10 protein-coding genes are annotated in these 13,982 nt (G+C 51.1%); 4 read left to right on the plus strand and 6 right to left on the minus strand.

Annotated features, from left to right (window positions below):
- Positions 1–756, minus strand: coding sequence for a substrate-binding periplasmic protein (locus AT746_RS16415; RefSeq protein ID WP_062482522.1), 756 nt, complete (start codon positions 754–756; stop codon positions 1–3).
- 219 nt (positions 757–975) lie between these two features.
- Here AT746_RS16415 and AT746_RS16420 point away from each other — a divergent pair, with 219 nt between their 5' ends.
- The gene (locus tag AT746_RS16420; protein ID WP_062482526.1) at positions 976–2,973 is read left to right on the plus strand and encodes a TonB-dependent receptor; all 1,998 of its coding nucleotides are present in this window, start codon (positions 976–978) and stop codon (positions 2,971–2,973) included.
- An 11-nt stretch (positions 2,974–2,984) separates the two neighbouring features.
- Here the strand turns inward: AT746_RS16420 and AT746_RS16425 are convergent, their stop codons facing one another.
- The 5 genes from AT746_RS16425 to AT746_RS16445 all read right to left on the minus strand — a co-directional run bounded on the left by AT746_RS16425 (position 2,985) and on the right by AT746_RS16445 (position 9,541).
- Positions 2,985–3,968 (minus strand): sensor domain-containing diguanylate cyclase, encoded by a 984-nt coding sequence (locus AT746_RS16425; RefSeq protein WP_062482529.1) that lies wholly within the window; start codon positions 3,966–3,968, stop codon positions 2,985–2,987.
- Between the two features lie 16 nt (positions 3,969–3,984).
- On the minus strand, positions 3,985–5,907 hold the full coding sequence (locus AT746_RS16430) for a putative bifunctional diguanylate cyclase/phosphodiesterase (protein WP_156413720.1): 1,923 nt from the start codon (positions 5,905–5,907) through the stop codon (positions 3,985–3,987).
- A 111-nt stretch (positions 5,908–6,018) separates the two neighbouring features.
- Positions 6,019–6,447, minus strand: a complete 429-nt coding sequence (locus AT746_RS16435) for a hypothetical protein (protein WP_062482535.1) — start codon at positions 6,445–6,447, stop codon at positions 6,019–6,021.
- Positions 6,448–6,579: 132 nt separating this feature from the next.
- Positions 6,580–7,659, minus strand: coding sequence for a ferrochelatase (hemH, locus tag AT746_RS16440; RefSeq protein ID WP_062482538.1), 1,080 nt, complete (start codon positions 7,657–7,659; stop codon positions 6,580–6,582).
- 265 nt (positions 7,660–7,924) lie between these two features.
- A complete protein-coding gene (locus AT746_RS16445) occupies positions 7,925–9,541 on the minus strand; it encodes an AbgT family transporter (protein WP_062482541.1) in 1,617 nt (538 codons plus the stop codon).
- 215 nt (positions 9,542–9,756) lie between these two features.
- Between AT746_RS16445 and AT746_RS16450 the strand changes: the two genes are divergently transcribed.
- The 3 genes from AT746_RS16450 (at position 9,757) to nspC (ending at position 13,982) form a co-directional block, all read left to right on the plus strand.
- Positions 9,757–11,127 (plus strand): MATE family efflux transporter, encoded by a 1,371-nt coding sequence (locus tag AT746_RS16450; RefSeq protein ID WP_062482543.1) that lies wholly within the window; start codon positions 9,757–9,759, stop codon positions 11,125–11,127.
- Positions 11,128–11,301: 174 nt separating this feature from the next.
- Positions 11,302–12,504, plus strand: coding sequence for a saccharopine dehydrogenase family protein (locus AT746_RS16455; RefSeq protein WP_062482548.1), 1,203 nt, complete (start codon positions 11,302–11,304; stop codon positions 12,502–12,504).
- Between the two features lie 341 nt (positions 12,505–12,845).
- A complete protein-coding gene (gene nspC, locus AT746_RS16460; protein WP_156413721.1) occupies positions 12,846–13,982 on the plus strand; it encodes a carboxynorspermidine decarboxylase in 1,137 nt (378 codons plus the stop codon).

The raw sequence follows: 13,982 nt of genomic DNA on the forward strand, positions 1-13,982 counted from the left end.
TCAACGTGTCTGGGGTAAAGGCGTGCTGGCCTTTGCCAGAATAATTTCAACGGCGCCGGTATCCAATAAGGTGGTGATGGCCTGGTTTAATGGTCCGAGCAATTCATGCCAGTTTCTGTGCAATTGAATATGCAATGTGGCTCTGTCGTGTACTGGGCCCTTTTCCACCGCACCGGGGTAACGAGCCAGCCAGTAATCCAGTGCTCTTTCATTCACAATCGCCACATCAGCTCTGCCAAGAGCGATAAAGTCCAGCACTGCCTGCTCATTTTTTAAATCGATGCGTTCGGAAAAGTTTTCTGAGCCAATATAGCCATAGCCTCTTACCAGAGCGACCCGCTTATCCCGTAAAACGGCTAAATCATCAATGCTGAATGTCTTTTTGGGAGGAAAGACAAACATATCCTGAGTATAAAAAAGCGGATAACTGAACAACTGCATCTGTTGTTGTTGCGGCTCCTTATACCATGCAGGATTCACGCAACAGGCCATGGCAATTTTGCCCTGCTCGAACATGCGTTGGTTTCGGCTTGCAGGCATCGGCACAAATCGATAGCGGATCCCGGCCTCCTCCAGCACTGCCTTAAACAAGTCTATGTAGATGCCGCGGTACTCACCTTTTTCTTTATACGCCAGAGGTGGTTTATCGTTGTCATAAATGGGCAAAATTAAAGGCTCATTGGTATCCGTTTGTGCCTGTAGTGCCATCACCGGCAACATCAATAATAATATCAGCCTGTTGAATGGAATCTTCATCCTTTTCCCTTTATTGCCCCTGTTCGAAATGCTTTGCTCAGAAATCCGGGCACCGGACAACTGAGGCAGAAAACCTGCCCAATTATCATACCAGCCGATGGCCAATAACAGCTACAAATTGTACTCATCGCACAGGCAGGAGTCCTGTCGTGCCTTGCATAGACTTATCGGCGTGAGCTATGAGAGCATACTCTTCTATAACATCAACCGCGGATAAGCATGCGACGTTTTCTGTTGATCAGTATTATGGCCGGTTTTTTCACTGCACCTCAGGCCAACGAACTTGAACGTATCACTGTTACGGCTCAACGCCAGAGTCTGAGTATGGCAGAAAACCCTCTGAGTATCGCCATGGTCGGGGCACAAGAGCTGGATCTGATGAATGCGGTACATATTAATCAGGCATTGGATCGTGTACAGGGAACCTGGATCAGCCGCGGTAATGGTCAGGAGCATCTGACCGCCATACGCTCGCCGGTACTCACCGGCGCCGGCGGCTGCGGCGCTTTTCTTATCGCTGAAGACGGTATTCCGACACGGGCCAGTGGCTTCTGCAATGCAAACCAGCTGTTTGAGATCAACTCCGAACAGGCAGGAAGCATTGAGGTCATAAGAGGGCCGGGCAGCAGCTGGTATGGCAGTAACGCTGTGCACGGCATTATCAACGTTATCTCGCCGATGCCTGCAGAAACTGACCATCAACTTAGCCTTGAGGCGGGCCCGGACAGCTTTCTGCGCGGTAAATTCCGGCTCAGTTCAGATAACCTGCTGGTGTATGGCAATGCCAGCCATGATGGCGGATATCAGCAGGATTCCGGCTATGAGCAGCAAAAACTCAACCTTGTTCATACCAGTCATTTACAAAGCTGGGACGTCATTACCCGCATGGCGCTCAGCAATCTGAACCAGAACACTGCAGGCTATGTGCAGGGCAAAAATGCCTATAAAGACGACAGCCTGCGGCGCACTAATCCGAATCCCGAAGCCTATCGCAATGCAAAATCAGCACGGCTGCACAGCCAGTTCAGCCAGCAGTGGGGGCAACACCGGCTGAGCCTGACGCCTTATTTCCGGTTTCAGGACATGGATTTTCTGCAACATTATCTGCCATGGCAGGCCATTGAAGAAAACAACCAGATTGGCGCCGGTGTGCAAACCTTGTACGCATGGGAGCAACAGGATTGGCGCTTCCAGGCCGGTCTGGATGCGGAGTGGACCCGGGGAGAACTGACCGAAACGCAGCCTGAGCCATTTTCGCCAGCTATTCCACAGGGCAAACATTATGACTATCAGGTACTGGCCCGCAATCTGTCACCTTTTATGAACCTGCGCTGGCAGGCGAGCACGAATCTGAGCCTGTCGGCCGGGCTTCGCTATGACTGGCAGCAATACGACTACCAGACCCGTTTGCCGGCCGGTTCTGCCTGCGCAGATGAAGTGAGTCTTTGCCGCTTTATTCGCCCGGCTAATAGCAAGGTCAGTTATCCTCACTGGTCACCCTCATTGGGTATGGTTTATCAGCTGTCACCTACGCAGCAGCTCTATTCTCAGGTCAGTCTGGGGTACCGGGCTCCCCAGGCCACTGAACTGTTCAGACTGCAACAGGGGCAGACACTGGCACAGCTGGATGCCGAGCAACTAAGCAGTATAGAACTGGGGTGGCGCGGAGATTATCAGAACTGGTTTTACGATCTGACTCTGTATCAGATGTACAAACGCAATTTTATTTTCCAGGATACCGAGAGGCGCAATGTCAGCAATGGTGAAACCCGCCACAAAGGCATAGAGCTGGCGCTGAGATACCAGTTTAACCCTCAATGGTCATGGCAGTTCAGCGGCAGCTGGGCCAGCCACCGCTACGCCAATAGCCTTTCTCTGACCAGTACAGATATTAAAGGTAATGACATCGACACTGCCCCAACTGTCATGCTTAACAGCCGCCTGCGCTGGCAACCTTCACAAAATACAGACCTGGAACTGGAATGGGTGAAGATGGGCCGTTATTATCTGGATCCACAAAACAGCGCTGAATATTCCGGTCATGATCTGGTGCATCTGCGCGCCAGTCAGCTCGTTGATGACTGGAAAATCAGTGCCAGTTTACTCAATATACTGGATACAGATTATGCAGAACGGGCGGATCTTGGCTTTGGCCAGTATCGCTACTTTGTCGGCCACCCCCGCTCCCTGTACATCACGTTAAGCCGTCAGTGGTGATAGTCAATTATTTAAGCGGGTTGGTCCAGTTGATCAAGACAAAGGCTGTTGCGCCCTGATGCCTTAGCCTGATACATGGCTTTGTCAGCGCGGCCCAGCCACTCAAAGCCTGTTTCATTGCCCTGATATTCTGCCACCCCTAATGAAATGGTAACGTTTTTGTGACTGATTTGTGCACCGGCAATTTCTTTGCGTAACTCTTCGGCCAGTTTGGCTGCTTCATTCAGTTTGGTATTGATGGCCATAATCACAAACTCTTCTCCACCAAACCTGAATACCTTGTCCGTGCGACGGATCCTTCGACGGATAATACTGGTCACTTCGATCAGGATCTTATCGCCTTCTTCATGACCATATTCATCGTTAAAAGCTTTAAAGTTATCCAGATCAAGCAGGATCAGGGACATCGACACTGGCACCCGGCGATACTGAGCCACCGCTTCAAGCAGGCACTCTTCCAGGGCCCGGCGGTTTCCGGCACCGGTCAGGGCGTCAGTGGTTGCCAGTTGAATCAGTTGTTGCTGCTGTTGGCGCATTCTCAGGGCAAATACAAAGGTGAAACCCACAGTGGCGCTGATGGTCAGATAAAAGCTGGCCAGGCGCACCAGATCTATCTCCGCGAAGACCATGGGAAATATCACCAGCAGTGTTACCACCACATAACCCAATGCCAGCCAGGGACGTAACAAAAAGAAAACCGCCAGAACGGCGGGATAAGCCCAGAAAACCTGTTCGCTGCCGCGCAACTCCACGGTGCCGAGCAGTGCCAGGGCAGACACCAATGCCAGCACATGGCTCATCAGGTTGGTCTTTCGTCTGACTCTGACGAAGAAAAAGATGGTCAGCATTGCCACCACGGCAAAGGCATCCAGCAGGGCGATAAGCCAGTCTCCCTGCAACAGACGCATTACCATAAAAGGGCTGATACTCAATGCCCCAAGCAGGCTGATGGTCATCACCACCCACTCCTCTGCCGTGCGAATCTGCTGCTGCATCAAATATTCCTTGTCATTAAAGTCCCCTGGTGGTTGCAGAGGATTTCACTACCAACTCAATAAAATCCATCGGCGGGCAAGGCCTGGACCAATAAAACCCCTGCCCTTTCTCGCATCCAAGGAGCCTGAGTTGTTCCGCTACCTCTTCTGTTTCCACCCCTTCTGCGACAATTTCAAGGTTAAGGCTGTGTGCCATCTGGATAATTGCCCGGACTATGGCTTCGTCCTGTTTACTTTGATTTATCTTACTGACAAAACTGCGGTCTACCTTGAGCATATTAACATCGAAACGTTGCAGATAACCGAGGTTGCAATAACCTGTACCAAAATCATCAATCGCCAATATCACACCCTGTTCTCTTAACCCCTGCAGGCACATCTGCAGACTGTGCTGAACATCCAGCAATAGAGATTCTGTCAGCTCCAGAACCAGAAATTCGCCCGATAAGCCAGTCTGACTTAAAACCTGTTTAACCTGCAGTTCAAAATCACCGCGGCGCAACTGAATGGCTGAAACATTAACAGAAACACTCAGGTTCTTGTAACCAAGCTCATGCCAACGTTTACATTGCGACACTGCTGATTCCAGCACCCAAAGCCCCAGCTCCACAATCAATCCGGCCCGCTCTGCCAACGGGATAAACTCAACCGGAGATATCCATCCCCGCTGCGGATGCTGCCAGCGCACGAGCGCTTCGGCACCCACTATGTTGCCTGTTTTAAGTTCCACTTTCGGTTGATAATGCAGACATAGCTGATCACCTGACAGGGCCTGCCGCAGATCCTGGGTCAACTGCAATACCTCCTGCTCTGACTGATTCATATCCTGATTGTAAAAGCAGTAATTATTGCGACCTTTATCCTTACAGCTATACATGGCTGCATCGGCCTTCTGGCATAGCTCATCAAAGCTCAGCCCATCGTTGGGCCCTAGGGCAATACCTATAGAGCCACTGACGACCAGCTCGTTGCCATTGATATAAAAGGGCCTGGAAATTCCCCGTAAAATACGCTGAGCCAGTTGGTGAATCTGAGTGTCATCCACAAAGTTCTGACTGAGAATGACAAACTCATCGCCACCAAAACGGCAGATGGTATCGGAGTCCCGGAGAACAGATTGAAGCCGCTGCGCCATTTTCTTTAAGAATTCATCGCCGATGGCGTGGCCCAGCGAATCATTGATGGCTTTGAAGTGATCAAGATCAAGGAAAATTAAGGCAAATTTACTGTTTTCCCGCTGAGCCAGTGCCATCGACTGTTCGAACAACTCCTTTGCTAATCTGCGATTCGGCAAATCGGTCAGGGGATCATGATTATACAGCCGGCTTATCTCATCTTTGGACTCCATCACCCGCAGATTCTCTCTTGAGAGCTTCTCTAACAGGTTGCGCAAATCTCTGGACAACAACCAAACGCTGAATGTAACCATCACCAGAATGGCACAGGTCAGAAAAGCGCTGCTAAGATCACGCGCCGGCACTTCATTGGTATAAAGCCCGGCTTCATTTATATAGCCCAGCAGCATCACTGTGCCCAACATATACAAAAGCAACAGCACCAGCAGCCCGTAGCTGGCGATCACCGCTGAGAAAATAAGGATTGCCGGAAACACCAGTAAGGCCTCGTCATTGAGTCCGCCATAGACCCACATAAAATAACTGGTGGTGATAGTTAGTGAGGTTAAAAACAGCGCTGCACCTACCTGCAGCCGCCCATATTTAGCAACGTAATAGCAAAGACCCAGAATCAACGCCAGCACGGTCAATATCAGCGCGGTTTGCCAGCTACCCAGCAGTAATCTCTGAATCACTACAATAAGCAAACAAAACTCACTGGCGATTAATATCTGCCGCAATTTATCCAGTTTGAACGCCAGAGCCTGATCAGCAGACAAGGGTTTCAACGGACGGGAAGCCATCTCAGAAGATTTCTCAGACAATAGGACAGCCTGGCTGACAACAGTCAGAAAAGTGTAGACCCACCACTTAATGCGGTCAAAGTTATCAATCCTATATTGCGGGTAAAGATGACTAACCGTTCTGGTTTGGCTTCAGCCTGACATCAGGCTAACAGACTGATACTGGTTTAGTTTGGCTTCAACGGAGTGTTGGGTAACTTCAGATTTTGCCGTGCGTTCAGCAGCTTGCTGTACTAACTCTTCCAGACGCTCCTGCAACAACTCCAGCTTTTCTGATTGCTCAGCAGTGGTATTATCAAGGGCCTGCAGGGCTTCAATTTCCTGCTGCATCTCCTCGATTTCCTTCTTGTCCAGCCCGACTCTGTTGGCCAGCAACTGCTCTCTGACCTGTTCTAAAAAGGGCTTATCACTCGCGGGGTTATTTTGCTCAGAGCGGTCTGTTTTTGCACTCTGATCGGCATTATTTTGCCGCTCCAGCTTACTCTGTTGTGATTCACTGAGGCTATTGTTCAACAACATTGAACCAAAGGCTGTGCGGGCGTCCTGATTACTGACTTGCATAGGATTCTCCTGTGTTTTCCACTCTCCTCTCAACTCCTCCCTGCTTTTTAATCCGAGCAATTCTTATACCAACAACATCTGACAATGCTTCTGGCCGGACCGTTCTGTTTCTGACTCACAGACCGACATCAGTCAGACAGACGCACTCTGCCTTCTGGCCAGCTCACCGCGCCTTTTATCGACTGAAACCGGCAACCAGTCATTCAGTTCTCTTTCAATCAGTCTCACCAGTGCACTGATATGTTCATTATCGGCGTTCAGGGCCGGGATATACTCATAACGCTGGCCTCCGGCCTCAAGAAAATAATCGCGGTTCTCGACACCGATCTCTTCGATGGTTTCCAGACAATCGGCGGAAAAGCCCGGACAAACCACCTGAACCGACTTCACACCCTCTGCGGGAAGGGCCTTTAAAGTGGCATCGGTATAAGGTTTCAGCCACTCTTCCCGACCAAAACGGGACTGAAAACTGGTCAGATATTGCTCCTGATTCAGGTCCAGTTTTTCGGCTATCAGACGGGATGTTTTAAAACACTGGCAATGATAAGGATCACCGTTGTGCAGATAGCGCTCAGGAATTCCATGATAGGAAAATACCAGTTTATCGGCCCGGCCATGAGCCTGCCAGTGAGCCTGGATCTTATTCGCCAGGGCCTGAATATAATTGTCATCATCACAATACTGTGTCACGAAGCGAAGCTGTGGCATCCAGCGTTTTTTCTGCAGATACTGACTCAACTTGTCGAAGGTAGAGGCCGTGGTAGAGGCACAGTACTGAGGATAGAGAGGCAGTACCACCAGTTTGCGCACGCCACCTTGCAGCATTTTTTCCACTGTCGTATCTATCGAGGGGTTGCCATAGCGCATGGCAAATTCCACCTGCACTGATTCACCCCATTTTTGTTGCAGGGCCGCACGAATACCATCGGCCTGATCACTGGTATGAAACAAAAGCGGCGAACCGCGCTCTGTCCAGACGGTTTTATAGGCTGCGGCAGAGCGTGCCGGGCGGATATTCAGGATCACCAGATTAAGAATAAACCACCACAGCAAACGGGGTACTTCCACGACCCTGGGATCCCACAGGAACTCCTTCAGGTAACGTTTCAGCGCCTTTTTGGTGGGCGCATCCGGGGTACCCAGATTGGTTACCAGAACCCCGACTTTATCGGCCTGAGCATGGCTGAATCCTTCACTATTGCGGTATTTCATTCACTCACCGTTTTTCAACTCAATTAAAATCACTATCCTTTACTCTGTGGTGGCAGGTGGTGTTGTTATGATTGTGAGCCCTCCTCGGCATGGACGCTGTGGCGGAGCGTCAATGGGTGAACTAAGACCAAAGCGCAGCTTCGCAGCTCAGTGAACGACATGTCATGGAAGACATGGCTGGACTCATAGCGAAGCAGGATAGCACAGCATATGAGGATTCACCGCGTGCTCACAATCATGGCAACAGCGCCTGACCAGGCACCAATCAGGGCGTATAATAGGTTTCTGCTCCCGGCCCTACCGGCATCCCTAACAGAAACACCCATACGTAGAAGAGTAGCGTCCAGCCGACAAAAAAGATCATCGAGTAGGGCAACATAGTCGCAACCAGCGTGCCAATCCCCAGATTTTTCTTGTACTGGCTGGCCACGGCCAGAATCAGACCGAAGTAACTCATCATCGGCGTAATCAGATTGGTAACCGAGTCACCAATACGGTATGCCGCCTGAATCACCTCAGGCGCAAAGCCAACCAGCATCAGCATTGGCACAAAAATCGGCGCCGTCACAGCCCACTGTGCCGAGGCACTGCCCAGTGACAGATTGACCATGGCGCACATCAGAATAAACAGCACGAACACTTCGGGGCCATCTAACCCCAGAGCCTGCAACATGGCCGCGCCTTTTACCGCCAATACGGTGCCAAGGTTAGTCCACTTAAAAAAGGCCACAAACTGGGCGGCAAAGAACACCAGCACAATATACATACCCAGGGTGCTCATGCCTTTTGACATGGCATTGATCACATCCTTGTCATTTTTCATCACCCCAACGGTCTTACCATAGACAAAACCGGGAATGGCAAAACTGATAAAGATAAAAGCCACAATACCCCGTAAAAAGGGTGAACCGGCCACCTCACCGGTCTCAGGGTGACGCAAAATCCCCCATTCTGGCACTATAGTCAGCGCCAGTAATCCGCATACCAGGGCAAAAGCCAGACCAGCGAGTTTCAGGCCCCGCTTTTCCTCAGGCCCAAGTGCTTCCATTTTCTGTTCCGCCAACTCGATAGTGGCCTCTTCAGGATCATATTTTCCCAGTCTCGGCTCGACAATTTTCTCGGTTACAAAGGCGCCTAACCCCGCAATCAAAAAGGTGCTGATGATCATAAAGTACCAGTTCACTTCCGGGCCGACGATATACTCCGGATCAATCATATGCGCCGCCGCTTCGGTAATACCGGATAACAGCGGATCCACCGTGCCCAGTAACAAATTAGCGCTGTAGCCACCGGACACCCCGGCAAAGGCAGCCGCCAGCCCCGCTAATGGGTGGCGACCCAGCGAATGGAAAATCATTGCCGCCAGCGGGATCAGCACCACATAGCCGAGTTCCGATGCGGTATTAGACAAAATCCCGGCAAACACCACCGTCACCGTCACCATCCGCTGCGAGGCATTCATCACCAATCCGCGCATGGCCGCCGATAACAGCCCCGAATGCTCGGCTATGGAGACACCTAACAGGGCCACCAGCACCGTACCTAAGGGGGCGAAGCCGGTAAAGTTGGTGACCAGACCGGTAACAATACGGGCCAGACCTTCGGCACTGAGTAACGACACCACATAGATCACACCGTCCGGGGCTCTACCGGCGGCGTCTTCGGGCCTGGGATCGATAACGCTGACATCAAAGTAACCCAGCACACCACTGAGCAGTACGATAAACGCAGCGAAACAGGCAAACAGGGTAATCGGATGGGGAAGCAGATTACCGGCCCACTCAACCGTGGCCAGAAAGCGATTAAACCAGCCACTGTTCGAGGCTTGTGAGACATTATTATCGGTATTCTCCGTCTGCACAATTTTGCTCCTTGAATGCATAACAATACACAAAACGCGATAGTTTACCCCATTCGCCACCAGAACGGCACTGCGGTCACATCAGGCTATATTGTGTAAATTCGTTAAAGACATGAATTTATTAGTAATGCATAGGATTGCAAAGACTGTTGTAGGCTGGCAATTGCCTGTATAAATAGCGCCTGTTTATCTCTACCAGAACCCACTGATTTAAAGCTGAAAACTAAGATAAAAACGTGACTGAATCCAAAGCACAACAAAAAGGGCTGTGGGGCTTAAGTAAGCCCTTACTGATGGAACAAGCCCTGCAATTCAGCGTTCCTCTTATCGACACCCTGTTTCTGAGTATCATCAGCGACAGTGCTGCCGGGGCAGCGGGTGCACTGACACCGGTGTTGTTTCTGTGCGGCAATCTATTGTGGGTGATTGTTTTTGCCGGTGCCAGCATTGCCAATCAGCGCCTCGGTGCCGGCATGCAGGAAAAAGCCGTGGCCACTATCTGGATCTTTTCTGGCTGGTCTTTATTACTAAGCGCTATTCTGGCATTGCTTTTGTTCTGGAGCATAGAGGGCATTATTGCGCTGATGGGGCTGGATGGCGAACTGGCCTATTTTACCGGGCAATATCTGCATGTGACCTTTGCCCTGATAATGATCTGGAGTGCCAAAGCTATCTGCCAGTCAATACTGAATATGTTTGGTTTGCCCGGCTGGAATCTGCTTGCCAACCTGATTTACTTTATTGCCAATATCCTCGGCAATACCATTGTTGTATTCCAGCTGTTCGGGCTGCCCGAATACGGTATTACCGGTGTCGCCTGGGCCAGTGTCATTGCCTCGTTAAGCGGTGTGCTTATCAGCATGTTGGCGATTGGCTACCATGTACCACTGCGCAGCAGCTGGTTGTCGCTGAAGCGGAACTTTCGTTCTGTAAGCCAGAACCTGATGCGTATCGGCGCGCCGGGTACCATCGAGCCCATCTCCTTCGATCTTAACCTGCTGGTGCTTAACAGCCTGGCCGCCAAGCTCGGTACTCTGGCCCTGACCGCGAAAATTTATATCTTTAATACCTTTATGTTGGGGGTAATCATCTCTGTGGCGCTGACCACGGCCACCCAGATCCTGGTTACACAAAAAGTGGGCGCCGGTAAGCTGGCTCAGGCTGACCAGCAACTCAGACGCAGTCTCAGGGCGGCATTATGGGGGACTGCTGTGGTGGCAGCCGTACTGACTGCCTTTCACCATCCCATTATCAGCCTGTACACTCAGGAGCAGCAACTGCTCGCCGGGGCAGGATGGTGGTTTCTGCTCACCGCCCTATCAGAACCGGGCCGCACCATCAATATTATGGTGGGCTTTAACCTCAGGGCCACAGGTGACGGCTGGTATATTTCCGTAGCCGGCCCGCTGTTTACCTGGCTGGTGGCCCTGCCCATGGCCTATGTGATGACCTTCTGGCTGGACTGGGGCTTAAGCGGATTGTTGCTTGGCGCCCTGCTGGATGAATGTGGTCGCGCCCTGTTGTTCTGGCGTCGCTGGCAGCAACAGCGCTGGCATCATTCCCATATTCAGGCCAGAGAGGCGGCGCGTTCAGAGCACCACCTGTAACGATGGATAAGGTTGTACAGTGTCAGACCATACACTAAGCTCAGACACTGTTGTTCGGACAGCTATTGCCAGAAATAAAATTGGTGATAGCATGCAGCCGCAAATCTGTTGTCTGTGCGTTGATGTTACACGCCTGGACAGAACAGACCAGATATCTTTGGAGGATTCAAGTCTATGTCACGCGTATTAATTATTGGTGCCGGTGGTGTCAGTTCCGTAACGGTAAAAAAGTGTGCTCGCTTACCCGAGCTTTTTGATGAGATCTATCTTGCCAGTCGCACCCTGTCAAAATGCGAGGCATTGCAGCAGGAAGTGGGAGCCGATCGCCTTAAAGGTGTATTTGCCGTAGACGCCGACGATGCCGGTCAGGTCATTGAGCTGATCAAAAAAGTCGAGCCGGATCTGGTCATCAATCTGGCCCTGCCGTATCAGGATCTGCCCATTATGGATGCCTGTCTGGCCACGGGTGTAGATTATCTGGATACGGCCAATTACGAGCCCAAAGATGTGGCCAAGTTTGAATATTCCTGGCAGTGGGCCTATCAGGATAAATTTAAAGATGCCGGTTTGATGGCACTGCTGGGCAGCGGTTTCGATCCCGGCGTCACCAATGTATTTACCGCCTATGCAGCCAAACACTATTTTGATGAAATCCACTACCTGGATATCGTCGATTGTAATGGCGGCGATCACGGCAAGGCCTTTGCCACCAACTTTAACCCGGAAATCAATATCCGCGAGATCACCCAGCGCGGACGTTACTGGGAAGATGGCCAGTGGAAAGAGACCGACCCCTTATCGGTACGTGAAGATCTGGATTACCAGAATATCGGTGTACGTGCTTCTTACCTGATGTTCCATGAAGAACTGGAATCACTGGTGAAAAACTTCCCCAGTCTGAAGCGGGCGCGCTTCTGGATGACCTTTGGTGAGGCTTACCTGACTCATTTGCGGGTACTGGAAGGTATCGGCATGACCAGCATTGAGCCGATAGATTTTCAGGGTCAGCAAATTGTGCCGCTGGAGTTCCTTAAGGCCGTATTGCCCAACCCCGGCTCACTGTCTGAGGGCTATCAGGGCATGACCTGTATCGGTACCTACATTACCGGTATCAAAGATGGCAAAGAGAAGACCATCTTCATCTACAACAACTGTGATCACGCCAAGTGCCACGAAGAAGTGGGTGCCCAGGCGGTATCCTACACCACAGGTGTACCGGCCATGATCGGCGCGGCAATGATGCTCAACGGCACCTGGAAAAAGCCCGGCGTCTACAATATGGAAGAGTTTGACCCGGATCCATTTATGGATATGCTCAATCAGCACGGCCTGCCCTGGCAGGTACTGGAATGTGAACAGAGCCCGTTTAAGAAATAATTATGGGAACCACAGAGCCACAGAGAACACGGAGGTTTTAAGGGTGAAATCCCCTAACTTCTCTGTGCCCTCTGTGGTGAACTTTCTTTTTCGTGCTTTTCGTGTGGTTCGTGGTAAAAAGCTTTCAACCACGAAAAACACTAAAATCACGAACAAATCACTATCTCTCACTGAGGCGCAGAGCTTGAGGGTTGTAGGGTCGAATTTATTCGACAAATATCCCAGAGCAGTCCAATAAATTGGACCCTACATGGTATTGCTCTTCTCTGTGGACTCCGTGTCTCTATGGTTAATGTGCTTTTTTCGTGTGCTTAGTGGTTAATTAATAAAGGATGGCAAGCTTGAACGATCCGATGATAAATCCTGATATTCCCTCTCCCTGCTATGTATTGGAAGAGGCGCGCCTGGAGGCCAACCTGCAACTGATGCAAAAGGTGCAGGAGCAGGCCGGTGTCAGCATTATTCTGGCCCTGAAAGGCTTTTCCATGTGGTCGGCCTTTCCATTGGTAGGGCAGTATCTGCAGGGCTGTACGGCCAGCTCAGTATGGGAAGCCAAGCTTGCCAAATTTGAGATGGGTAAAGAAGTGCATGCTTACTCACCGGCCTATAAACAGGCCGATATAGATGAGCTGGTCAGGCTGGTCAATCACATCTCTTTTAACAGTCTGACGCAATGGCAGCGCTACCGCGAACAGGTGAGCGAGGCCGGCATATCCATGGGGCTGCGGATTAACCCTGAACATCGCGAGGCCGACACTGAACTCTACGACCCCAGCGCACCGGGTTCACGCTTAGGCGTGCGCAGCAGTGAGCTGGAGGGCGTGGATTTAAGCGGCATCGAGGGTTTTCATGTGCATAATCTGTGTGAATGCGACTCTTTTGCCGCCGAGCGCACCCTGCAGGCGGTGGAAAAGCGCTTCGGTCAGTATCTGCACCAGCTTAAATGGCTGAACTTAGGCGGCGGCCATCTGATGACCCGAAAAGGTTACGATGTGGATCATCTGATCCGTACCCTGAAAACCTTCAGGGAAAAATACGATCTGGAGCTTATTCTGGAGCCTGGCTCGGCAGTGGCCTGGCAAACCGGTCCATTGGTGGCCGAGGTGGTGGATATTGTCAATAATGACGGCCCCATTGCCATTCTGGATATCTCTGCCACCGCCCATATGCCGGATGTGCTGGAGATGCCCTACCGCCCCGCTATACGCAACGCCGGGCTGGCCGGGGAAAAGGCCTTTGACTATAAACTCGGCGGCAACTCCTGTCTGGCCGGTGATGTGATTGATATCTACAGTTTCGATCACCAGCTGCAGGTGGGCGAGCGGGTTATTTTTGAAGATATGATCCACTACACCATGGTCAAAACCAGCTTCTTTAACGGCGTTGAGCACCCTTCTATCGGTATTCTGCACAAAGACGGTAAGTTCGAGCTGGTGCGTAAGTTTGAATATGAGGATTTTCGCAACAAGCTGTCCTGA

It is taken from the genome of Lacimicrobium alkaliphilum (genome assembly GCF_001466725.1).
GTDB classification, from domain to species: Bacteria; Pseudomonadota; Gammaproteobacteria; order Enterobacterales; family Alteromonadaceae; genus Lacimicrobium; species Lacimicrobium alkaliphilum_B.